Source organism: Acidovorax sp. FJL06, from assembly GCF_003852545.1.
In the GTDB taxonomy this organism is placed as follows: Bacteria; Pseudomonadota; Gammaproteobacteria; order Burkholderiales; family Burkholderiaceae_C; genus Acidovorax.
Window position 1 is genome coordinate 1 of the sequence record NZ_QAJR01000038.1, and the last position, 24,127, is coordinate 24,127.

At 63.0% G+C, this 24,127-nt stretch carries 17 protein-coding genes; 6 read left to right on the plus strand and 11 right to left on the minus strand.

Features of this window, described 5'->3' with window-relative positions; all coding sequences use genetic code 11:
* Nucleotides 1-113 precede the first annotated feature (113 nt).
* Nucleotides 114-407: a DUF4148 domain-containing protein gene (locus tag DBV10_RS19445; RefSeq protein ID WP_124515251.1), complete on the plus strand. Its 294-nt coding sequence runs from the start codon at nt 114-116 to the stop codon at nt 405-407.
* 296 nt (nt 408-703) lie between these two features.
* Here DBV10_RS19445 and DBV10_RS19450 read toward each other — a convergent pair whose 3' ends face one another.
* The 9 genes from DBV10_RS19450 to DBV10_RS19490 form a co-directional block, all read right to left on the minus strand.
* Nucleotides 704-1,120 carry a F0F1 ATP synthase subunit epsilon gene (locus DBV10_RS19450; RefSeq protein ID WP_063460851.1) on the minus strand — a complete coding sequence of 139 codons (417 nt, stop codon included), beginning with the start codon at nt 1,118-1,120 and terminating at the stop codon, nt 704-706.
* Between the two features lie 75 nt (nt 1,121-1,195).
* Nucleotides 1,196-2,602, minus strand: coding sequence for a F0F1 ATP synthase subunit beta (gene atpD, locus DBV10_RS19455; RefSeq protein WP_124515252.1), 1,407 nt, complete (start codon nt 2,600-2,602; stop codon nt 1,196-1,198).
* A 33-nt stretch (nt 2,603-2,635) separates the two neighbouring features.
* Nucleotides 2,636-3,502 (minus strand): F0F1 ATP synthase subunit gamma, encoded by an 867-nt coding sequence (gene atpG / locus DBV10_RS19460; protein ID WP_124515253.1) that lies wholly within the window; start codon nt 3,500-3,502, stop codon nt 2,636-2,638.
* Nucleotides 3,503-3,520: 18 nt separating this feature from the next.
* Nucleotides 3,521-5,074: a F0F1 ATP synthase subunit alpha gene (atpA, locus tag DBV10_RS19465; RefSeq protein ID WP_124515254.1), complete on the minus strand. Its 1,554-nt coding sequence runs from the start codon at nt 5,072-5,074 to the stop codon at nt 3,521-3,523.
* Between the two features lie 41 nt (nt 5,075-5,115).
* A complete protein-coding gene (locus tag DBV10_RS19470) occupies nt 5,116-5,658 on the minus strand; it encodes a F0F1 ATP synthase subunit delta (RefSeq protein WP_124515255.1) in 543 nt (180 codons plus the stop codon).
* Nucleotides 5,659-5,668: 10 nt separating this feature from the next.
* Nucleotides 5,669-6,139 (minus strand): F0F1 ATP synthase subunit B, encoded by a 471-nt coding sequence (locus DBV10_RS19475; RefSeq protein WP_124515256.1) that lies wholly within the window; start codon nt 6,137-6,139, stop codon nt 5,669-5,671.
* Between the two features lie 34 nt (nt 6,140-6,173).
* Nucleotides 6,174-6,443 (minus strand): F0F1 ATP synthase subunit C, encoded by a 270-nt coding sequence (gene atpE, locus DBV10_RS19480; RefSeq protein ID WP_099657604.1) that lies wholly within the window; start codon nt 6,441-6,443, stop codon nt 6,174-6,176.
* A 56-nt stretch (nt 6,444-6,499) separates the two neighbouring features.
* Entirely contained in the window at nt 6,500-7,378 is an 879-nt protein-coding gene (gene atpB, locus DBV10_RS19485; protein ID WP_124515257.1) for a F0F1 ATP synthase subunit A, read from the minus strand.
* Nucleotides 7,379-7,397: 19 nt separating this feature from the next.
* Nucleotides 7,398-7,871 (minus strand): ATP synthase subunit I, encoded by a 474-nt coding sequence (locus DBV10_RS19490; protein ID WP_124515258.1) that lies wholly within the window; start codon nt 7,869-7,871, stop codon nt 7,398-7,400.
* 288 nt (nt 7,872-8,159) lie between these two features.
* Here DBV10_RS19490 and DBV10_RS19495 point away from each other — a divergent pair, with 288 nt between their 5' ends.
* The 3 genes from DBV10_RS19495 to lipA are packed head-to-tail and all read left to right on the plus strand — an operon-like array spanning nt 8,160 to nt 10,215.
* The gene (locus tag DBV10_RS19495) at nt 8,160-8,477 is read left to right on the plus strand and encodes a YbeD family protein (RefSeq protein WP_124515259.1); all 318 of its coding nucleotides are present in this window, start codon (nt 8,160-8,162) and stop codon (nt 8,475-8,477) included.
* 31 nt (nt 8,478-8,508) lie between these two features.
* Nucleotides 8,509-9,207, plus strand: a complete 699-nt coding sequence (lipB, locus tag DBV10_RS19500; protein WP_124515260.1) for a lipoyl(octanoyl) transferase LipB — start codon at nt 8,509-8,511, stop codon at nt 9,205-9,207.
* 27 nt (nt 9,208-9,234) lie between these two features.
* Nucleotides 9,235-10,215 carry a lipoyl synthase gene (gene lipA / locus DBV10_RS19505; protein WP_124515261.1) on the plus strand — a complete coding sequence of 327 codons (981 nt, stop codon included), beginning with the start codon at nt 9,235-9,237 and terminating at the stop codon, nt 10,213-10,215.
* A gap of 77 nt (nt 10,216-10,292) precedes the next feature.
* Here lipA and DBV10_RS19510 read toward each other — a convergent pair whose 3' ends face one another.
* Nucleotides 10,293-11,798, minus strand: a complete 1,506-nt coding sequence (locus DBV10_RS19510) for a TolC family outer membrane protein (RefSeq protein WP_199740196.1) — start codon at nt 11,796-11,798, stop codon at nt 10,293-10,295.
* A gap of 183 nt (nt 11,799-11,981) precedes the next feature.
* On the opposite strand from DBV10_RS19510, the gene DBV10_RS19515 reads away from it, so the two are divergent.
* Together DBV10_RS19515 and DBV10_RS19520 are read left to right on the plus strand one after the other, a co-directional pair.
* On the plus strand, nt 11,982-12,635 hold the full coding sequence (locus DBV10_RS19515) for a transglutaminase-like cysteine peptidase (protein WP_233589991.1): 654 nt from the start codon (nt 11,982-11,984) through the stop codon (nt 12,633-12,635).
* A gap of 73 nt (nt 12,636-12,708) precedes the next feature.
* Nucleotides 12,709-14,580, plus strand: coding sequence for an EAL domain-containing protein (locus tag DBV10_RS19520; RefSeq protein WP_233589992.1), 1,872 nt, complete (start codon nt 12,709-12,711; stop codon nt 14,578-14,580).
* 229 nt (nt 14,581-14,809) lie between these two features.
* On the opposite strand, the gene DBV10_RS19525 is transcribed toward DBV10_RS19520, so the two are convergent.
* The gene (locus DBV10_RS19525) at nt 14,810-24,058 is read right to left on the minus strand and encodes a DUF5801 repeats-in-toxin domain-containing protein (RefSeq protein ID WP_124515264.1); all 9,249 of its coding nucleotides are present in this window, start codon (nt 24,056-24,058) and stop codon (nt 14,810-14,812) included.
* Nucleotides 24,059-24,127 lie beyond the last annotated feature (69 nt).

Here is a 24,127-nt window from a genome sequence, read left to right on the forward strand (position 1 = left end):
GCGCACCGGCCAGATCCCCTCGGGTGAGCAAGGCTGAGCCGAATCCACCGGATTCACTGCTGCCCTTCTCTGACCTCTTGAACCCCATTTTTGAATTTCACCGGAGTTTCACCATGAACAACGCTGCCCGTTTCCTGTCCATCGCCGCTGTCGCTGCTTTTGCCTCTTTCGGCGCCCACGCCGACGAAGCCGATGCTTCGCAGTTCGCCACCAAGTTCGAAACCAACCGCACCCGTGCTGAAGTGGCCGCCGAAGCCTCCACCGTGGCCCAGACCCGCAGCCAGGAACCCGCTGGTTCGCGCGTGGTGACCTACAAGTCCACGGCCGACCGCGCTGCCGTGCGTGCCCAGGCTGCCGAAGCCCTGCGCACCGGCCAGATCCCTTCGGGCGAATTCAGCGCCATGTAATTCCAACCGGCCTGCACAGGCCGGTAGCGAAGTGCAAATGCAAATGCAAAAAGGCCGGGGCCCCACAAGGGGCCTCGGCCTTTTTTTGCACGCACGGCAGAAAGCTGCCAGCAGCCAGCCTCAGAACGAGGCCTCAAACCACCTCATTCAGGCGACACTGCGCCCCCCGCACCCGCTATCCCCACCGGACAGCCACCGCCCCATCCGTCCTCCACCGTAAGAACCTGTTCCAAGGGAAGGGCATAAAAAAACCCGGCATGGCCGGGTTTTTTTCATTCCAGAAAGGATGTCCTGGATTATTTCTTCTGGCGGAACTTGCGCAGTGCCGCAATCTGGGCCGCCATCACCGCAAGTTCGGACTGGGCCTTGGCCAGGTCCAGCTCGCTCTTGGCGTTCTTGAGCGCTTCTTCGGCCGATGCCTTAGCGGCATTGGCCTTCTCATCGTCCAGATCCTTGCCGCGGATGGCGGTGTCGGACAGCACAGTCACGCAGTTGGGCTGCACTTCCAGAATGCCACCGGCCACGAAAACAAACTCTTCGTCACCGTTGGCCATCTCGATGCGCACCGAGCCCGGCTTGATGCGGGTGATCAGCGGGGTGTGGCGCGGGTAGATGCCCAATTCGCCCGCTTCGCCGGGCAGCGCCACGAAACGCGCTTCACCGGAGAAGATGGACTCTTCGGCACTGACCACATCAACGTGGATGGTGTTCATCATTGCTCCTAGGAAAAGATGGGTTGCTTGATCGCAGAGGGCTGAGCCGCCAGGGGCCGCTCAGCCACCGGGCAATCAGGCCACCTTCTTGGCCTTTTCGAAGGCTTCGTCGATGGTACCGACCATGTAGAACGCCTGCTCTGGCAGGTGATCGCACTCACCGTTCACGATCATCTTGAAACCACGGATGGTTTCGGCCAGTGGCACGTACTTGCCCGGCGAGCCCGTGAACACTTCGGCCACGTGGAAGGGCTGCGACAGGAAACGCTGGATCTTGCGCGCGCGGGCCACGGCCAGCTTGTCGTCAGGAGCCAGTTCGTCCATGCCCAGAATGGCGATGATGTCGCGCAGTTCCTTGTAGCGCTGCAGCGTACCTTGCACGGCGCGGGCCGTGGTGTAGTGGTCTTCGCCCACGACGTTCGGGTCCAGCTGGCGGCTGGTGGAGTCCAGCGGATCCACGGCGGGGTAGATACCCAGCGAAGCGATGTCACGGGACAGCACCACGGTGGAGTCCAAGTGAGCGAACGTCGTGGCAGGCGAAGGGTCGGTCAAGTCATCGGCTGGCACGTAAACGGCCTGGATGGAAGTGATCGAACCGACCTTGGTGGACGTAATACGCTCTTGCAGGCGTCCCATTTCTTCGGCCAGCGTAGGCTGGTAGCCCACGGCGGAAGGCATACGGCCCAGCAGAGCGGACACTTCGGTACCGGCCAGCGTGTAGCGGTAGATGTTGTCCACGAAGAAGAGCACGTCACGGCCTTCGTCACGGAAGGACTCGGCGATGGTCAGGCCGGTCAGCGCCACGCGCAGACGGTTGCCTGGAGGCTCGTTCATCTGGCCGTACACCATGGCGACCTTGGACTCTTCGAGCTTCTCCAGGTTCACCACGCCGGAATCGGCCATTTCATGGTAGAAGTCGTTCCCTTCGCGGGTACGCTCGCCCACACCAGCGAACACCGACAGACCCGAGTGGGCCTTGGCGATGTTGTTGATGAGTTCCATCATGTTCACGGTCTTGCCCACGCCGGCGCCGCCGAACAGCCCCACCTTGCCGCCCTTGGCGAACGGGCACACCAGGTCGATCACCTTGATGCCGGTTTCCAGCAGCTCTTGCGAAGGCGACAGTTCGTCGTACGCAGGGGCCTTGCGGTGGATGGATGCCGTCAGTTCCTGGCTGACCGGACCACGTTCGTCGATGGGCGCACCCAGCACGTCCATGATGCGGCCCAGCGTTGCCTTGCCCACGGGCACGGTGATGGCGTTGCCGGTGTTGGTCACCATGATGCCGCGGCGCAGGCCGTCGGACGAGCCCAGCGCAATGGTACGCACCACGCCGTCGCCCAGCTGCTGCTGCACTTCCAGCGTCAGGGTCGAGCCGTCGAGCTTCAGAGCGTCGTAAACCTTGGGCATCTGGTCGCGTGGGAACTCAACGTCCACCACCGCGCCGATACATTGAACAATCTTGCCTTGCACTTGAGCCATTTTTCGCTCCAATAAAGATGTTGGTTGAGCTGCTTACACAGCAGCGGCGCCAGCCACGATCTCGGACAGTTCCTTCGTGATCGCTGCCTGGCGCGTCTTGTTGTAGACCAGCTTCAACTCGCCAATGACGCTGCCGGCGTTGTCGGTAGCGGCCTTCATGGCCACCATGCGTGCCGACTGCTCGGACGCCATGTTTTCCGCAACGGCCTGGTAGATCAGGGATTCGACATAACGGACCAGCAGATCGTCGATCACGGTCTGGGCATCGGGTTCGTAGATGTAATCCCAGCCATGCTCGGTCTTCTCGGCCTGCATCTGCTCGGAGGACAGGGGGAGCAGTTGCTCCACCACCGACTCCTGCTTCATGGTGTTGATGAACTTGGTGTACGAGAGGTACACCGCGTTGATCTTGCCTTCAGCGTAAGCATCGAGCAGCACCTTCACGGGGCCGATCAGCTTGTCCAGATGGGGCGTGTCGCCCAGACCCGTCACGTGCGAAACCACCTTGGCACCGACACGGTTCAGGAAACCCAGGCCCTTGTTGCCAATCGCCACGGCTTCGGTAGACACGCCAGCACCTTGCAGTTCGCGCAGCTTGGACGTCACGGCACGCAACACGTTGGTGTTCATGCCGCCGCACAGGCCCTTGTCGGTTGTCACCACGATCACGCCCGCCACCTTGGCATCGTTCACTTTCATGAACGGGTGCACGTATTCGGGGTTGGCGTGGCCGAGGTTGGCTGCAATGTTGCGGATCTTCTCGCTGTAGGGACGGGCAGCGCGCATCCGGTCCTGCGCCTTGCGCATTTTGGATGCAGCCACCATCTCCATGGCCTTGGTGATCTTCTTGGTGTTCTCCACCGATTTGATCTTGCCGCGTATTTCCTTGCCTGCTGCCATGATGGCTCCTCGTCCGGTTTAAGCGAACGACTTCTTGAACGCGGCGACAGCAGCGGTCAATTCGGCTTCAGCGTCCTTGTCCATGGCCTTGGCCTGTTCCAGCTTGGCCAGCAGTGCGGCGTGGCTGGTCTTGAGGAACTGGTGCAGGCCGTGCTCGAAGTCGAGAACCTTCTTGACGTCGATGTCGTCCATGAAGCCCTTGTTCACAGCGAACAGCGTCGCGCCCATCAGCGAGATGGACAGGGGGCTGTACTGTGCCTGCTTGAGCAGTTCGGTCACGCGGGCGCCGCGGTCCAGCTGCTTGCGGGTGGCTTCGTCCAGGTCGGAAGCGAACTGCGCGAACGCAGCCAGTTCACGGTACTGGGCCAGGTCGGTACGGATACCGCCGGACAGGTTCTTCACCAGCTTGGTCTGGGCAGCACCACCCACGCGCGACACCGAGATACCGGCGTTGATGGCGGGACGGATACCGGCGTTGAACAGCGAGGTTTCCAGGAAGATCTGGCCGTCAGTGATCGAGATCACGTTGGTAGGCACGAAGGCAGACACGTCACCGGCTTGCGTTTCGATGATCGGCAGGGCCGTCAGCGAACCGGTCTTGCCCTTGACGGCGCCCTTGGTGAAGGCTTCGACATAGTTGGCGTTCACACGAGCGGCACGCTCCAGCAGGCGGCTGTGGAGATAGAACACGTCGCCAGGGTAGGCTTCGCGGCCTGGTGGGCGGCGCAGCAGCAGCGACACTTGGCGGTACGCCACGGCCTGCTTGGACAGGTCGTCATACACGATCAGGGCGTCTTCGCCACGGTCGCGGAAGTACTCGCCCATCGTGCAGCCCGAGTAGGCCGACACGTACTGCATGGCAGCGGATTCGGAAGCCGATGCGGCCACCACAATCGTGTATTCCATCGCGCCAGCTTGCTCGAGAGCACGCACGACGTTCTTGATGGACGATGCCTTCTGACCGATGGCAACGTAGATACAGGTCACGCCCTGGCCCTTCTGGGCGATGATGGCGTCGATGGCCACGGCGGTCTTGCCGGTCTGACGGTCACCGATGATCAGCTCGCGCTGGCCACGGCCCACGGGCACCATGGAGTCGATGGACTTCAGGCCGGTTTGCAGGGGTTGGTCCACCGATTTACGGGCGATCACGCCCGGTGCGACCTTTTCGATCACATCGGTGAGCTTGGCGTTGATGGGACCCTTGCCGTCGATCGGCTGGCCCAGGGCGTTCACCACGCGGCCGACCAGTTCGGGGCCCACGGGCACTTCCAGGATGCGGCCCGTGCACTTGACGGTGTCGCCTTCGGAGATGTGCTCGTACTCGCCCAAAATCACGGCGCCGACGGAGTCGCGTTCGAGGTTCAGTGCCAGGCCATAGGAGGCAACGCCGTCCTTGGTGGCGGGGAACTCGAGCATTTCGCCTTGCATCACGTCCGACAGGCCATGCACGCGCACGATACCGTCCGACACGGACACCACGGTGCCCTGGTTGCGGATATCGCTGCTGGCAGCCAGACCTTCGATGCGGCTCTTGATGAGTTCAGAAATTTCTGCGGGATTGAGTTGCATGACTCTTTCCTTCTTTCTTTGGTTCGCTGTCCTCGCCGCGCTTACGCGGTGAGGACCGCTTTCATTTGTTCAAGACGGGCCTTGACCGAAGTGTCCAGCACCTCGTCACCCACCACTACGCGAATGCCGCCGATCAGGGACTCGTCCTGCTGAACAGCGAGATTGAGCTTGCGGCCGAAGCGCTTTTCGAGCGCTGCGCTGACCTCGGACAGTGCAGCACTGTCCATGGGGAAGGCGCTGTACACCACGGCATCCGAAGATCCGTTGCGACGATTCACGAGGGCACGAAACTGCGAAGCCACTTCCGGGAGCGCATTGATGCGTCCGTTGTCGATGACTGTGCGCAGGAAATTTTTGGCCGTATCGGGCAACGCCGAACGGGCAACCCCTGTGAACACGGCAAACACCTGGTCTGCCGTCACCTTGGGGTTGTCCGCCAGCTGGCGCAGCTGGGGGTTGGCGGCAATCGCCGCCAGTTCGTCCACCCAGGCAGCGGTGCTGCCCAGATCGACGCCCGCGCCCGCAGTCGCGGCCTTGAACAAGGCGTCGGCGTAAGGGCGGGCAATGGTGGCGAGTTCAGCCATGTGTGTCCCCTTACAGCTCGGTCTTCAGGCGGTTGAGCAGGTCGGCATGGACGCCAGCATTGACTTCCTTGCGGAGAATCTGCTCGGCACCCTTGACGGCCAGCGCTGCCACCTGCTCACGCAGGGCTTCGCGGGCTTGGACCGTCTGCTGCTCGGCCTCGGCACGGGCAGCAGCAACGATCTTGTTGCCTTCCTCGCTAGCGCGGGCCTTGGCTTCTTCAACGATGGCCTGGGCACGACGGTCGGCGTCCGCAAGACGCGAGGCCGTCTCGTTGCGCGCCTGCGACAGTTCCTTCTCGACGCGCTGGTTGGCAGCGGTCAGTTCGGACTTGGCACGGTCGGCAGCTGCGAGGCCATCGGCGATTTTCTGGGCTCGTTCATCCAGCGCCTTCGCGATCGGGGGCCACACGAATTTCATCGTGAACCACACCAGGATCAGGAAGACGATGGCCTGTACGAACAGGGTCGCATTGATACTCACGGCAACACCTTTCTAGAGTGGCGTTGAACGGGAATTACTTGGGCAGGTTGACCAAGAACGTGGAAACGAAGGGGTTGGCGAACGCGAACAGCAGAGCGATAGCAACACCGATCAGGAACGCAGCGTCGATCAGACCGGCCAAGATGAACATCTTGGTTTGCAGTTCGTTGATCAGTTCAGGCTGGCGAGCCGACGACTCGAGGAACTTGCCACCCATCAGTGCGATACCGATGGAAGCGCCGATAGCGCCCAGACCAACGATCAGACCACAAGCCAGAGCGACGAGACCGAGAATGTTTTCCATGATGACTCCTGAGTTAAAAAAGAAAAGTTAAAGGAAAGAAAAAACGAAAGGGAAACTTAGTGCGCGTTGTGCGCCTGACCGAGGTAGATCAGTGCAAGCATCATGAAGATGAAGGCCTGCAGCGTAATCACCAGAATGTGGAACAGCGTCCAGATGGTGCCAGCGATGACGTGGCCCACAGGCAGCAGCACACCCGACAGCGACAGCGCAGCCGCACCACCCATGAGGGCGATCAGCATAAACACCAGTTCGCCGGCGTACATGTTGCCGAACAACCGCATGCCATGGGACACGGTGTTGGCGACATATTCAATGATCTGCATCAGCAGGTTCACCACGCCCAGGATCAGGGCGAAGATGGGATTCTTGCTGGTGCCGAATGGAGCAGAAACGAGTTCGTGGGCCCAACCGCCGGCGCCCTTGATCTTGACGCTGTACCAGAAGCGCAGGACCAGCACGGCAAATGCCAGGCCCAGGGTGGTGGACAGGTCGGCCGTGGGCACGACGCGCAGGTAGGCATGGTGCGGATCATGGCCGGCGGCGCCATAGATCTGGGCCCAGATGGCGGGCAGCAGGTCCACGGGCAGCATGTCCATGAAGTTCATCAGGAAGATCCAGACAAACACCGTCAGACCCAGGGGGGCGATGAACTTGCGGCTTTCGGCATTGTGGATGTTGGCCTTGGCCTGGTTGTCCACCATCTCGACCAGGATTTCCACGGCGGCCTGGAAACGGCCGGGAACGCCGGAGGTGGCCTTGCGGGCTGCAGACCACAGAATCAAAAGGGTCAGGGCACCCAGAACCAAACCCACGATGATGGAGTCATAGTTGATGACCGTGAAGTCAACAATCTTGGTCTGGTTGATGTTTTGAAGATGCTGCAGGTGGTGAACGATGTATTCACTTGCAGTCGGAGCGTGCGCTTCTGCGGCCATCGGACAACTCTTCTCTTTATCAATCGGTTTTTCGGACACCAGGCCGCACCAACAGCGCCACCCAGTACGTTTTCATTGTGATCACCATGCCAACCAGCAAGGCAATCCAGCTCAAGCCCGGCACCAGCCGGGGTGCCGCTGCAAGCAGCGCCACCGTCAACACGATCTTGGCGATTTCCCAACCAAAGAACCCCAGCATGGCAGCACGCGGATTGGATGACGCCTTGTGACGCAACACCCCCCGGGCAAACAAGCCTGCCGGAACCACCACGGCCAGCGCACCGTAGGCTGCAGACCAACCCACCGATGCCCGCCCTGTCAGAACCCAGGCCACCAGGGCCACCAGCATTCCGACCAGTGCCTGACCCGCCACCACCTTCCACACCGAGATGGGAGGATTGCGACTGCGCCACTGCTCGGCCTCTTGGGCCGTCAGGGGCTTGAAGTCAGATTCTTCAGCCTCAACTTCAGTCTCAGGCGCGATTGTTTTCATTGTTGAATGACGCCCGCGTTACAGACTGCAACTTTCACAAAGCCTCTAATTATAAGTAAAAACCCATGGCCGTCGGCAAAAACCCGCAAACTGGGCTTGCGGCGGGCGTGCGCGCGTGCCCCGTTGTGGTGACATGCCAACGGCCCGGAGGGCAAAAAACACCCCGCCGCGCACCGAATTGGCGCACGCGCAAGGGGTCTGCAACAGCCCATCGCCAAGCCTCTGGCACACAATGGGACAGCGCCGCCAGCTATTGAAACCGAAGCAAAGACCCAAGGGCTTTTCACCATGACATCCACGACCCCTCCGCCCGCCAACGGCGTGGCCGCACCCGCCACCGACCCACGCAAAGATTCGCTCATCGAATACCCCTCCAGGTTCCCCATCAAGGTGATGGGCGCCAAGGTGGACGGTTTTGTGCACGCGATCACCGAGCTGGCCCGCCAGTTCGACCCCACCTTCGACGCCAGCACCATTGAACTGCGCGACAGCCGCGCCGGCAATTACCTCGGAGTAACCATCACCATCACCGCGACCAGCCGGGAACAGCTCGACGACCTGTACCGCGCCCTGTCCTCGCACCCCCTGGTCAAGGTCGTCCTGTAGGCCCGTGTCCACGACCGCGCACCCCAGGCCAATGCCCATCAGCCCCCATATCCTCGGCAGGGTGGATTACACCGCCACCGTGCAGGCCATGCAGGACTACACGGCCACACGCACGCCCGACACCCCCGATGCGTTGTGGCTGTGCGAGCACGCGCCGCTCTACACGCAGGGGCTGGCGGGCAAGAGCGACCATGTCCTGGCCCCTGGCACCATCCCCGTGGTGGCCACCAACCGGGGCGGGCAGGTCACCTTCCATGGTCCGGGCCAGGTGGTCGCCTACCCGCTGATCGACCTGCAGCGCGCTGGCTATTTCGTCAAAGAGTATGTGTACCGCGTGGAAGAGGCCGTGATCCGCACGCTGGCGCATTTTGGCGTCACGGGCCACCGCGTGGGCGGCGCACCCGGCATCTATGTGCGCCTGGACAACCCCCACAGCCACGCACTGCTGCCCCAGCGCCCCCAAAAACGCACAGACGCCGGAGCCCCTCCGGCCCCCGACTTCAACGGCCTGGGCAAGATCGCCGCGCTGGGCATCAAGGTCAGCCGGCACTGCACGTACCACGGCGTGGCACTCAACGTCGCCATGGACCTGGAACCCTACTCGCGCATCAACCCTTGCGGTTACGCAGGATTGCAAACGGTGGACCTTTCTACAATCGGGGTCCACACCACCTGGGAAGAAGCCGCGCAGGTGCTGGGCCAGCAGCTCAGCATCCGTCTCGCGCCTTGACCTCCTCCACCACGCCGTCCACACGCCATGAGCACCCCTGAAGTCGTCCGCGAAGCGCAATCCACCGAAGCCTACAACCCGCTGGCCAAGCAGAAGGCCGCCGCCAAGCTCTCGCGCATTCCGATCAAGGTGGAGCAGGGCGAAGTGCTGAAAAAGCCCGACTGGATCCGCGTCAAGGCCGGCAGCCCCACCACGCGCTTCTACGAGATCAAAGAGATCCTGCGCGAGCACAAGCTGCACACGGTGTGCGAAGAGGCCTCCTGCCCCAACATCGGTGAGTGCTTTGGCAAGGGCACGGCCACCTTCATGATCATGGGCGACAAGTGCACGCGCCGCTGCCCGTTCTGCGACGTGGGCCACGGCCGCCCCGACCCGCTGGACAAGGACGAACCGCTGAACCTGGCCAAGACCATTGCCGCGCTCAAGCTCAAGTACGTGGTGATTACCAGCGTGGACCGAGACGATCTGCGCGACGGCGGTAGCGGCCACTTTGTGGAATGCATCCAGAACATCCGCGAGCTGTCGCCCGCCACGCAGATCGAGATCCTGGTGCCCGACTTCCGCGGCCGCGATGACCGCGCGCTCGAGATCCTCAAGGCCGCGCCCCCCGACGTGATGAACCACAACCTGGAAACCGCGCCCCGCCTGTACAAGGAAGCGCGCCCGGGCTCCGACTACCAGTTCAGCCTGAACCTGCTCAAGAAGTTCAAGGCCCTGCACCCCAACGTCCCCACCAAGAGCGGCATCATGGTGGGCCTGGGCGAAACCGACGAAGAGATCCTGCAGGTGATGCGCGACATGCGCGAACACAACATCGACATGCTGACCATCGGCCAGTACCTGGCCCCCAGCAACAGCCACCTGCCCGTGCGCCGCTACGTGCATCCCGACACCTTCAAGATGTTCGAAGAAGAAGCCTACAAGATGGGCTTCAGCCACGCGGCCGTGGGCGCCATGGTGCGCAGCAGCTACCACGCGGACCAGCAGGCGCACGCGGCCGGGGTGTAACACTTCCTGCCCACGCAGTCATTCGCAGGAGGGTGGCACGTGCACAGCCAGCCCTCCTGGGATGAACTGGTGATCTGCTACCGGCTTCCCGCTGGCTTGGCTGCCCCCGCAGGGGCGGCGCCTGCGGCCGCCGCAGCAGGCTGCGGCAGGACGGCACGTGGCCGGACAGGTGTATCCGCCACTGCCTTGGCCTTGTCAACAGCCACAGTGATCGGGGCTTCGGCGGGGCACAGTTCCGCAGGGTCAATGCCGCTGCGCTGCTGCCCGGCGTCTGCTGCGGAAGGCATATCGGCACGGGTCACATTGAGCGCCGGCAGCAGTTGCCCCATCGCACTCAGCGTACGCGCCTGGGCTACCACCTGGTCGTACCGGGCATTGACGTACGCCCGGCTGGCCTGGAACGCCTCATTCTGTGTATCAAGCAAGTCGAGCAGTGTGCGCTGCCCCAGATCGAACTGCTGGCGATACGCCTCCCTGGCTTTTTCAGTCGACAGCCGGTGCTGGTCCAGGTAGGTCATCTGCTCGACCAAGCGCCGGGCATCATTGAAGGCAATCACCGTGGTCTGACGCACATCCCGGCAGGCCTTTTCCTTCAGCTCGCGGGCCTGGAATTTGTTCTCCACGGCCTGCTGCTCCCGGGCCTGATCAGCCCCGCCGCGGTAGAAGTTGTAGGTCACGACCAGCTCCACCGCGCTGTCGCGCGATCGTCCCTGCTCTCCAATCAGGTTACGGTCCCATGACTGGCGCGCCTTGAAGTCAAGGCGTGGCATGAAACCCGCCTTCTGCGATGCGATCCCCGCTTCGCTGGCCAGCATGTTCTCGATGGCGGCGTTGATGGTGGGGCTGTTGTTGAGCGCAAAGCTGACCACCTCCTCCGGCTTTTGCGGCAGGGCGGTGAGCTTGAAGCCCTCTGGCAAAGGCGCCAATGTGCCGGAAGGCAGCTCTCCAATCAAGCGTTGGTAGCGGGCACTGACATCGTGCAGATTGGAGACCTCGGTGAGGAGGTTGGATTCCGCCAACGCCAACCGACCCGTCGCCTGCTCCAGATCCACACGGCGCCCCACACCCGCCGAGGTGCGCTCATCGATCTGCTTTGTTGTCAGCTTGTGCTCGACATAGTTTTGTTTGGCCTGCTCCACCAATTCCCGGTACCGCGCCACATCGGCATAGGCCCGCACAGCCTCCAATGCGGCGGTCTCCGATGCCTCCACCAATTCGTAGTAGCGCGTCAGCTTGGCATGCCCCAGCCGCTTGACTTCATTGCTGGTGAAAAAGCCGTCGAACAACATCTGATTCAGCGTCAGCGCCGCGCCCGTATGATGGTACGAGCCGGTGCTTCCTGAAGGACGTACGCGATTCTCCCGCCCGGTACTGGCCACCGCATCCAACTGTGGCAAGAAGCCAGCACGAGCCACTCCACGCTCGGAATCGGCCGCTCGAAAACCGAACCACCGCGCTTGCACATCCGGGTTGTTGGTCACGGCCTTTCGCGCCGCATCCACCAGTCCTTCCGGAAGTGTTTGCGCAGAAGCACTCGTACTGGCGACAACGGCGGCAGCGATCAGGGTAAGAGGCAGTTTCATGGCGACTCCGAATCGTTTGTGATGCAGAATCGAAACGTAACATTTACCTTGAAACTCGCACAGTTTTTTTTTACAAAGCAGCTACTGCAGACTCCAACCAGGTCCTTTTCAGCAAGGTAACCGCGTTCCACGCGTTCCATGCCCCTCCTGCCCCTCTTTCTCCAGAATGCCCCCCGAGCCACTGTGCAGCTTCGGGCCGTGCTGGCATTCGCGATGGCCCTGGTGCTCGGCGCGGTCTTCAGCGCCCCCGACCTGGACAAGATCCAGGCCCTGGCACTGCAGCGCTATGGCCCCAAAGGGGCCGATCTGGTCATCGCCTGGCGCGCGATGATGAACGAAGGCAGCAACCTGAACGAGGCCGAGAAGCTTGCCCATGTCAACAACTTCTTCAACCGCCGCATGCTGTTTGAAAGCGACGCCGTCGTGTGGCAGCAAGAGGACTACTGGGCCACGCCCCTCGAGTTCATGGGCAAGAACGCAGGGGACTGCGAAGACTTCTCCATTGCCAAGTACATCACGCTGCTGCACATGGGCGTGCCCAATGCGAAGCTGCGGATGATCTATGTGCGGGCCCGCATCGGCGGCGCGGGCAGCACAAAAAGCGAAGCGCACATGGTTCTGGGTTACTACGCCAACCCCGCCGACGAGCCGATGGTGCTGGACAACCTCATCACCACCATCCGCCCCGCCTCATCCCGCTTGGATCTTTCGCCCGTTTTCAGCTTCAACAACGAAGGGCTCTGGGTGTCGGGCGCGGCCACTTCTTCGGCAGACCCCACGGCACGTTTGTCACGCTGGCGCGACGTACTTGAACGCATGCGGCAAGAGGGCTTCTAAGCACCGCGCCATTCATCGGAGATAGAGCACCATGTCACTCACCAAACAACTCTGGCTTGCGATCGGATGGGTCATGGCGCTAGCGTTTGGGGGCAGCATGCTGGTCAGCGTGTTGTCCGCCAGGCACTATCTGCAGCAGCAACTGCAGGTCAAGAACTTTGACAACGCCACCTCGCTGGCCCTGGCCCTGTCGCAACTGGACAAAGACCCCGTGACCGTCGAACTGCAGGTCGCGGCGCAGTTCGATGCGGGGCACTACCGGTTCATCCGCATTGTGTCGCCCACGGGCCAGACGCTGGTCGAACGCACCTTCACAGGCACATTGCAGGGCGCGCCGGGGTGGTTTGCCCGGCTTATCCCCATGAATGCAGAGCCGGGCCGGGCCCAGATTCAGGATGGATGGAAACAGTACGGAACCCTGACCCTGGCCAGCCACGACCAATATGCCTACCAAAGCCTGTGGACAGGCACCCTGGAATTGCTGGCCTGGTTTGTTCTGGGCAGCGTGGTCGCAGGCGGCGTGGGCACAATTGCTGTACGACGCATCACCAAGCCCCTGCGCGACGTAGTGGCGCAGGCCGAGGCCATTGCAGACCGGCGTTTCATCAAGATCGCGGAGCCGCGCACCCCCGAACTGCGCAGCGTGGCGCGGGGCATGAATGACATGGTCACACGCCTGCGGTCCATGTTCGGGGAAGAAGCCGCCCGCCTTGATGGGCTGCGCAAAAAAGTCAATCGCGATGCGGTGACCGGTCTCTCCAGCCGGGACTACTTTCTTTCGCACCTTCAAGAAGCACTGGAAGGAGAACAGTTTCTGTCGGCAGGCAGTCTGGTGGTCCTTCGACTGACCGACCTCGACGGGCTGAACAACCAACTGGGTCACCAAAAAGCCGACGCCTTGCTCAAGCACCTCGGCTCCGTGCTCTATAAGAGTGGCGAAGGCAAGCCCGGCCAGCGTGCGGGCCGGCTCAAAGGGGGCGAGTTCGGGGTGCTGTGCCCATCCACCCCGTCCCCGGAACAGGCAGCGCAGGACATCTTCGCCAGCCTGTCCGCCCAGTGGCTGCCCCATTGGTCCGCATTGACGCCCGATCTGTTCCATCTTTGCGCCGTTGGCTATCGTCGGCAAGAACCAATCGGAGAGCTCTTCAGCAGGGCCGATGAAGCGCTCGCCCGTGCGGCGTCTCTGGGGCCCAACAGTCTGTATGTGGATGAGAGCGATCATTCCGTTGATGCGCGCCCCGCCGACCAGTGGCGCACGCTGCTGACCGAAGCCGTCAGCGGCGGCAGGCTCCAGTTGGCCTTCTACCCGGTGGTCGATGGCAGCGGGGACGGTGCCATCCACCAGGAAGGCGTGATCCGCCTGGCAGCTGATGCGTCCGGCGCCTTGCTATCGGCAGGCGATTTCATGCCCATGGCAGCCCACCTCAACCTCACGGCCCCCATCGATCTGCGGGTGGTGCGCCTGGCCATCGAACACTTGCGCAGCACAGCGGGCGATATCGCGGTCAACCTCTCGGCGGAAACGATCGCGGATTTCCACTTCCGCAATGAACTCACCCAATTGCTGCATACCTACCCCGATATGTGCACACGCCTCCTGTTCGAGGTGCCGGAGTACGGCGTTTTCCGCGCCTTCGATGCCTTCAAGGCACTGGCCCACACCCTGCAGCAACTGGGTTGCCGCGTGGGCATCGAATACTTCGGCCAGCGATTCACCGAAGGCAACAAGCTCGCCGACCTGGGGCTCGACTACATCAAGGTCCACCCGAGCTACGTGCGCGGTATCGCAGACAACCTGGGCAACCAGGAGTTCCTCCGGGGCCTGTGCAACATCGCCCATGCCATCGGTATCCAGGTCATTGCCCTGGGCGTGGAATCCAGGGCCGATCTGCCCCTGCTTGCATCCTTGGGCTTCGATGGCGCCACCGGGCCAGGCATTCGCTAACGCCCTCTGGAAGTCCGCTGCCCCAGGAGAAAAGGGGCACACAAGCTGCCTGGGTGGCCAGAACAACTTCAGCGGCAGGCAGCGCCTCGCGTCCGCTATCAACCATATAGCTTTCAGCGCCCAAGCAACAAGCGCCAGAGCCCATTTTCACCCAGCCACATAAAAAAGCCCTTCCACCGCGCGGGAGGAAGGGCTGGCAACAAGAGAGCAAGCGAGGGCGCTTCGCTGCTCAGATCGGATCGTGCTTGGTCACGGTGGCCACATCCGGCGTACCCAAAGCCAGATCCACCGCCAGGGCTGCTGGCGTGGTGTGCTCCACCACCACCGACTGCGTTACACCGCCAGCCGCTGCGCCATTGCTGTCCAGCGTCACGGTCGTCGCCCCCGAGGCGTCTGCAGAGACGGGCAGTTTGGCCAGCAGGTCACCGCCGTCATTCGACAGCAGGTCCGCCACTTCGATCTTGTCACCCACCGCCAGATCCTTGATGACATCCTTGTCGGTGCCACCTGTGGTGCTGTCCGCCAGGTTGATCTTGATCGTGTCGTCGCCATCCCCGCCGGTGAGGGTGTCACTGCCTGCCCCCCCCACCAGGGTATCAGCCCCTTTGCCACCATCCAGCGTGTCATCCCCCTTCTGGCCGTCGAGCTTGTCATTGCCATCACCGCCCTTGACCACGTCGTTGCCCTTGCCGGCCAACACGGTGTCATTACCTGCGCTGCCCACGATGGTTTCAGAGGCATCGCCCCCCTTGATGGCGAGCCCGCCATGCGCCGCGTCAGACAGCGCCACTTTGTCCCCACCAAGGGTGGAGTCAGTGTCGATGACCACCTTGACATTGATGGGGGCCGCCAGCTTGTCGCCGTCGCCATCGACAACCACGGCCTGGAAGTTGATCCACATCTGGTCGGCATAGACGGGCTTCGTGACCGGAGGCGTCGTCACCGTTTCGGTGTAGGTCAGCGTAGCCGCGTCGGTCACGCGGTAGTCCGTGCAATCCTCGGCAGCGAACTGCACCGTGTTGAAGGTCGTGCTGCCCACAGGGTCCACCTTGACCGGGGTTTCGATGCTGGCGTTACCGCCCGACGGGTTGTTGCCCGATGACGTGCCATCCTTGTAGATGGCGCTGCCCACAGGGGTCGTGGTGGTCCCCCCCCCGCTGCCGGTCGTGGTATTGGCCGCGTTGACGATGGCTGTTTCCGCCGTGCCCAGGTGGTCGAGCTTGAAGTCTGCCGAGGTCACACTCAGGCGCGTTCCATCGGCCTTGAAGAACTCGACCACCAGCCGCTCGCCAGCCCCATCACCGGCCCCGACAACATCGCTCTTGTCCGAGTCACGCTCGCCCACCGAACTGTTGTTGCCAATGAAGTTGTCTGCGACGCCAAAGCCCCCGCCGCCATTGCCATTGCCCGTGGACGACCAGTTGACCTTGGGATCGTTGGCCTGGTTGCCGTCCGTCTGGAAGGCGGTATCGTTCGCAGTAACCTCCCACTTGCCGCTCTTGAGAGCCACAGCGTTGGCCACCGTCTCGTCCTTGTCGGCCGAGATCTGCATGTAGATGCCGGTGGCGGAATCCACATAGCGCGCAGCCGTCTCGGCGCCACCAGACGACGACTGGGTGTAGCCCGCAGGCTTGAACACATCGTCGTCCCTACTGTCGCCAAACGTCACGGTCTTCTCCACCGTGGTGGTGCTGCCAGGAGTGACCACTTCCGTTCCGATCTGCACCTTGTCCGCCACCGCCAGCATGTTGGTGACATAGCTGGTGGTGCCATCGGCATTCACCACGCCGGTCACCGTGAAAGCGGTCTTCACCACCCCTCCATCGTCGTACACGGCCTTGATGGTTCCGTCGGTCGTGGTCTGGTAATACACCATGCTGCCGCCGACCGTCATCACCGTGGATGCCACAACATCCCCTTGCTGGTAAGACACGGACACATACCGGACCGGCGAGGCCCCCACCGAGGCCACAGAGGTCGCCGTGAGGTTGACATCCGCATCCACCACGTCGGCCCCCACGCGGGCGCCCAGGTCGGCCACGACCTCGCCCACACCGCTGTTGGCAACCAAGGTGTCCTGCGTCCCGCCCACATAGACAGGCGCATCGTCCTGGATCTTGATGTTGAAGCCCTGGACCTCGGTCTCCCCATCCATCGTCTTGTTCGCCACCAGCTGCAGATACAGGTTCTCTTCGCCGCTCTGGGTGTAGGCGTGATCCACCTGGCCCTTGAGCTCTACCTTGTACTGGCCGTTGTCGTCGATGGTGGCCACCGCCACCGTGCGCCCATCGGCCGTGCCGGTGAGGGTCTTGCCGTCAGCCGACACATTCCAGCTCACCTCGGTACCGGCAGAGGTGATCTTCTGCACTGGCACCCCCAGCGTGTAGGTGGCGCTGCCCATGCCCAGCGCACCCGCCGTGTCGGTGGTATGCGGGCTGGCATCCACATTGCCCGTGGCCAGGCCATCCTCGTAGACCATGCCCAGCCCCTGGGTGCTCAGCTGGTGCCCGGTGTCGATGGTCAGCGTGGCACTGTCGGTGTCGCCATCGCCGTCCTTCATCTGGTAGCTGAACTGGTCCTTGGTGCCGGCCTGCACATACTCCTCAAAGCTCACGGCCTTCACGAAGTAGTCCGAGCTGTCGCTGCCCCGGTCACCCGCCAGGTAGTCCACGCCGGTAAACACCACGTTCTGGAAGGCAATCGGGTGGCCATCGGCGCCCAGCACCTCGATCTCCACCTGGCCTTGGTGCACATTGGTGTTGGCGAACAGCGCCCCGCCAATCATCCCCTCGCCCACCTTGTTGCCAGCGGCATCAAAGGCCTCCCAACGGCCGGTCTCGCCCTGGTTGCCCGTCTGGCCCGACTCATTCTGGAACAGGTTGGAGATGTCCACCACCGCACGCACGGCCATCTTGCCCAGATCCACCGACAGGGCCTCCGTACCCTGAGAGGGCGAATAACCCACCTGCTCAGGTGTGCTGGCGCTCACGTCGCCCGGCACAGGCTCGTTCGGATCGTCCACCCCCGCCCCATTGGGCTGGCTGGTGACGACGGCGCCACCCGTGTCGGCCAGCGTGGGGCTGGTAATCAGCTTCTCGCCCAGGTTGGTGGTGTAGGGCTTGCCATAGTCAAAGGCATCGGTGCCCTCCGGCACGGGAGCACCATTGCCCAGCTGGATGGTTGTCTGGTGGCCCGTGTAGGTGTAGTCCCCATCGGACTCCATGGTGAGCGAGCCGTACTGGCCCGCCACCGTGGCGCTGCCGCCGCTGGCCACCGCCGTACCCGGCACCCACACCGCGCCTTCGGCCCCAGCGCGCACCTGCACGACTTCCGCCTTGGCACCGTCCTGCATGCCTTCGTGCTGGTCCTTGCCCGCAGCACCCGAGGTCGTGCCCGCACCGGTGAGCACATTGCCGGTAGCCACCCAGTGGTCCACCATCCATTGCGTGCCATCGGTGTCGTCGCGCGCGACGGGCCCATCATCGGCGATGAAAAGCATGCGCCCCACATCAATGCTGGCTCGCACATGGTCGCCATCGCCATCGGTGGCGGTGAGCTGCAAGCCAATCTTGCCAGCCAACGCAGACTGCACCTCGTTGGAATCGCCTGGGGTGGAATGCACCACGGTGCGCTGCTGGTCAAAGGTCACTTCGCCCGTGGCAGCATCGACCGACAGCTGGAAGACCGTCTTTTCCACGCCGCCCACCACCACGTAGCCCAGCACCGTGCCGCCGGGGCCACTCTTGAGCAACACCTCGGACGACTGGCCATTGGAATACAGCGCAGTGTCCTTGAAGCCCGAGAGGGTGTTCTCACCTCCCGTCAGCACCAGTCCATACACCTTGCCGTTCAGCGCAGCCGCACCATCCGCTCCGTAGCTCACCGTGAAACGCGTGGAGCCAAGGTCGGACCTGGCATCGATATTCAGGAAACTGTCGTCCACCAGCAGCGGCATGGTGACATTAAGCAGCACATCGTTGTAGTCCCGATCACCGCCACCGTAGATGTCCTCCCAGTTCTGGTTGCCCGAGATGGGGCCCACGGCCACAGTGTTCACGTGCGACAGCCCGTCCAGGTTCAACGCACTGTTGTCGAACAATGCGGCCGCACCCTGCCCAGCCAGCGGCGTGCCCCCCACACTCGCCACCCACTGCCCGCTGCCGTCCTTGGAGAAGGTCACCGGGGTGTTGTTGCCCAAGGATCCATTGAGGCTATCACCATTGGGAATCATGAAGAAGCCCACCTGGCCGGGCAGCACGCCCGGTGGCAGGGTGACGCTGGTCACCGGCTGGTTCTTCACGTTGTCCCACACCACCGAGCCGGTGGTGGGTTCGCCACTGCCGTTCTTGATGTAGTAGCCCCAGGTGTTGTTGTATCCGGCGTCGCTGCCCACCAGTTGCACGGTGATGCCCGGCACAGGTGTGGGCTCCACCGCCGTGATGACGGGGATGTCGTCCTTGACGCTGGCCGCCAACTCCACACCGATGGAATCCCCGTCACGGTCTTCACCGACGAGCTGCACACGGCCCAACTGGAGAATGTCCTCGCCCTGCGCCGAGTGCGTCAACGCACCTGTCACCGTGAGCGTGTACTCGCCATTGGCCTTGACGTCCAGCACTGCGGCGGCACCGGCGGCACCGCTTTGCGCCTGGCCCGTGGCACTGAAGTACACCTTGCCACCCGTGAGCAGATCCACGACCACCGTGTTGCCACCGAACTGCACGCCCGTGACCTTGCCAAAACCATCCGCACCCCAACTCACGGCGCCGGTCATGGCTCGCACGCCGGTGGATGCTTCCAGCTGAGCCCCATTGACGACATCGCTCGCGTCGCGCTCGTCGTTGCCAATCTTCGCGCCCCCCCGCAGGGCGGACTCTTCCTCGAGCATCGCCGTCAGCACAGCAGCGGCCCCGTCCACGATCTTCGCGACAGGGGCGTCGTCTTCCAGGGAAACCTTGAGCGCCATGGAATCCGTGAGGCCCGTGGCCGGATTGAGCGGCCGGTCGTTGGCAATGAGCGTGAAGTTCAGCTCTTTCACATCGCCATCGGTGCTCGTCCCAGCCGCTGGACGGGCGTGGTCCACAGGGCCCAGCAGCACGACGTTGCTTGTGTAGCCGGTTTCGTACGTACCGCCGATGGTCACCTTGATGATCTCGGTGGCGCCTACCTTGCCAATCAGTTCGGTGCCCGCGGCATTGGGGGTCCATACGATCGGACTGCCCCCCGACGTCAGCGTGGGCAAGGGGCCCGTGGTATCGAAGCGCACCACCACGGTATCGCCAATGTCCGGGTCCGCAACCCCAAAGCCGGCAGCACCGGTCGTGCTCTGGCCCGGGTTCTCGCGGTTGCCCTGCGCCAGGGCATCTTCATGCACCGTCACGGCCACCTGGTCGGCATTCGGGCCGGAGTAGCGCGCAACCTCGTCGCTGTCCTTGTTGCCGTCACCGTCCTTGTCCACCCATATCTCGGTCGTCTGGTCGTTGCCAGTCACGAACTCGGGCGCATCGTTGACGCCCCGCACCGTGATGCGCACATTCGCCACATCCGTGTCACCGTCTGCATCCTTCATCTGGTAATTGAACTGGTCGGTCACCGAGGCCCCGTCGCCCAGAGCCAGGGCCTTGAGGTTGTCGAGCGTGTAGGACGCATCGCCGTTGGACGCAATCTTCAGGGCACCCATGGTTCCCGTTGCGTCGAGCGATGGACCGCTGAGATCGGTCGTGTCGTAGGAGCGGTCGCCCCCCGTGCGGGCAAACACCACGCTGGCACTGCCGCCGTCAGCCTTGGCCTCATAGGCATCGTTGGCCAGCACGTTGCCAATGGCATGGCTCGTTGTGCCCGTGCCCCCTGCGGTAGCGGAGAGGTTGAGTGCGTCGTCGGCGGCCACCGGCCCGGTGTCCTGGAAGTTGATCTGCCGGCCGATGTCGTAGGTGGCCACGTTGGACTTGTCGCCGTCGCCGTCCTTGGCCTGCGCGGTCAACTGGATCACGCCGCCGCCAATGTTGACGATCTCGTGCGGGTCGTTGCTGGGGTGCACCACGGCACGGTACTGCTCCACCGTCACCTGGCCGTTGTTGGCCGCGTCCCCCGCCACCGACACCTTGAACACATTGGTCTGCACGCCGCTGATGAGGATATAGCCCACGGCCGCACCGCCCTCCATCTTCACCAGCACGGTGGAGCCCGTTGCGGTGTCCTTCAGGGTAGAAGCCTGCCCTTGGGCGCCCACACTCAGGCCGAATGTCTTGCTGCCCGTAGCGGCGGCGCCATCTGCGCCAAAGCTGAACTGGAAGCTACCCGACAGCGCCTTGCCATCCGTGTCGGAGCTGGTGCCCACATCGGCCTCAGCATCCTTCACCAGCAGTGGCACATTCCAGTTCAGGTTCAGGTTGACATCGTCATAGTCCTTGTCCGAACTGGTGGATGTGATCTTGAGGTCTTCCCAGTTGAAGTTGCCCCGGCTGCTCTGGCCAGCGGCCGTTCCGGAGGGCGCCTGCTGGACATGCGATTGACCATCGCTGTTGAGCCGCTGGTCCGAGAAATACACCGGAGCCCCCTCGCCCGACAGGGCCGCGCCCCCCGCAAAGGCCGTCCACTGCCCATTGACCATCTGGAAGGTCACGGGCTGTGCGTCGCCCAACGCCCCATTCCTGCTGTCCCCGTTGGGGATGATGAAGAAGCCGACCTGATCGGCCGTGACCCCCGTGGGCAAAGATACTGTCGCGCTGCCTTCGGTCTTGACGTTGTCCCACAGCACCATGCCTCCCTTGGAGGTGTCGATCGTGCCGTCGGGATTCTTGAAGTAGTAGCCGAAGCTGTTGTTGTAGCCTGCCTCACCGCCCCTGTATTCCACCGTGAAACCATGCGCGGCCACCGGCACGGCTTCAGTCACTGTCACGATGGGCACGTCATCCTTGATGGAGGCGCTGAGCTCCACCCCGATGGTGTCGCCATCGCCGTCCTGACCCATGAAAGTGATCTTGGGCAGGTTCAGCAGATCCTCACCCTGCGAGGAATGCTTGAGCGCCGATAGCACCTCGAACTGGTAGGCCCCTGTTTCCGCGTTCACGGTCAGCACCGCAGCGCCACTGGTGGCACCCGCAGCCAGCGCTTTGCCGTTCTGGTCGAAGTAGACCGTCACGACGCCCCCCACCGGGCTGTAGCTGTTCTCGGTAAAGAATCCCGTCTGCACCTTGATGCCCGTGAGACCGCCGAACTGGTCGGCCCCCCACTTCACAGCCCCCTGGAAGCCGCTCGCATCCGACTTCACATAGCTGAGGTCGGGGTTCTCGGTTTCGTTGTTGCCCAGCGTGCCTCCGCCAGTTACAGGCACAGACTCTTCTTCAACCAAAACGCTGAGCTTGACGGCCCGCCCATCCACCCGGACTGCTTCCGGCACATCGTCCTGGATCTTGGCGTAGAGGTCCACGCCGATGCGGTCACCATCTCCATCCACCCCCACGAAGGTCACCGTGGGCAACAGCATCAGGTTTTCTCCACCGCCAGCGGCGTGATCCAACGGGCCGATCACGGTGAGCCGATAGCCGCCAGTCTCGCCATTGATCTCCAGCATCACCGAGCGGGGGGTGCTGGTATCGCCATCGGCAATGGGCTGGCCATTGCGGTCCAGGTACAGCGTAGCCATGGTGCTGCCCACCACGTACTCCTGCCCGGCAATGCGCACAGCCTCCACCCCACCAAACTGATCGGCGCCCCAGCGCACAACACCCGTCATGGACTCGTGGCCCGTGGATGCGCTCAGCGAGCCCAATGGCAGCAGGCCCAGCCAATCCAGCGATTCGTTGTTGCCGATCACTCCGCCATCGCCGTTCGATGCCGACTCTTCTTCCAGCAGCGCAAGCAACGGCACGGGAACGCCCAGCACCTTGACATGCACCGGTACGTCGTCCTGCACCCGGGTTTCCAGCGCCACGGAGATGGAATCGCCGTCGCCATCCTCTCCAACCAGCCGGACCGTCTGCAGATTCAGCCAGTCTTCGCCCTGCACCACTTCGCCACCAGCGGCGTGGTTCATCGCAGCCAGCACCGTGAGGGTGTAGCTGCCCGATGCCTCGACCACCAGGCTGGCGGCAGCGCCATCCGGCCGCGCACCATCCGGGCCTGCCGGAATCACGGAACCATCGGCATTGAACCAGACGGTCTGGCCAATGGACACCATGGTGGAGCCCTCGCCACTGCCCACCAGCACTCCGGTGAGCTGACCAAAGCCGTCGGCCCCCCAGTTGATCGCGCCGCTGATCTGGGTAAGACCGCCATTTGCGGTGGAAGTCAGGGGCAGATCATCCTCGTCATTGCCGATCTTGCGACCGTCGATGCGCACGGACTCTTCTTCGGCAGACAGCGAAAGGCTGGGCTCCAGCCCCCCGCGCAGGTACTGGGTTCCGTCGCCCTCGCCAGGTGACTCCTCCCCGCCATAGCGATAGACAGGCACGTCATCACCAAACAACAGGCGGCCGCCCAAATCCAGCTCGGCCATCACTGTATCGTCGTCGTTGTCCGTGGCTGCCAGCACTACGGAGAGCACGCCCTTGCCCAGGGACTGCAGCTCGTCCAGCCCCCCCTCCTCACCGTCAGGCGCTGCATGGCGGATGGCACCCGTCTGCGTCATGACAACGGCGCCCGTCTGCGAATCGATCTGCAGCGTGAGGATCACATTGCCACTGCCATCGCGCCCCACCACCTCGCCGGGGTTGCCGGTTGCGCTCAGCATGATCTCTGTGTTCGTGCCCGTGGCATACAGGCCCGTCGCACCGCCATTGCCAATCTGGAAGGCGAAGGCATACCCATCGGGCACGTCCTCCCCCTGCTCGTCCCCGCCACTGCCGCCAGGACGCAGCTTGGGGCCATCGGCGCCAAACGAAACGACGAACGCCGTCCCGTTGAACGTGCTGCCATCCGTGTCCGCGTCGGTGCCCTGTGGATTGTTCTCGGTCCCTTCGTACCCGGTGTTGGTGGCCAGGTTGACGCCACGGTCCGAAGTCATCAGGGTCGGGATACCTTCGCTGTCGGAGGTAATCACAGGGATGTCGTCCTGCACGGACACACCGACCTCCGCCGTGAACGCCCCGCCTTCGCCCGTCAGCCCATTGATGGTCAGGGTGGGCAGTACCAGGAAATTCTCGCCGTCCCCCGGGGCATGGTGCAGCGGCCCCACCACCGTCAATGTGTAGTTGCCGCTGGAATTGATGACCAGCAGCACGGCCGGTGGTGTCGGGTCGCCTTGCGGGATGGGTTGGCCCAGCGCATTGAAGTAGATGGTGACGCCTCCCGCCGTGACGGGCACGGGGGCAAAGCCCGGCAGGCTGACGGAGAAGATGCTGCCACCGCCCAGGTCAAAAGTCCCTTGCTGGTAGCTGAGCAACCCTTCATCCTCGTCATTGCCGATCACTCCATTCACGCTGCGTTCGCCGCGGCCGGAACCCACAGACTCTTCTTCGAGCGTGATGTTCAGGTTCACACGCACCGGCTCGGGCGCAGGAGGAGGCGGCGAGACCGGTGGAGGGCCGGGTGGGGGAGGAGGGGCGGG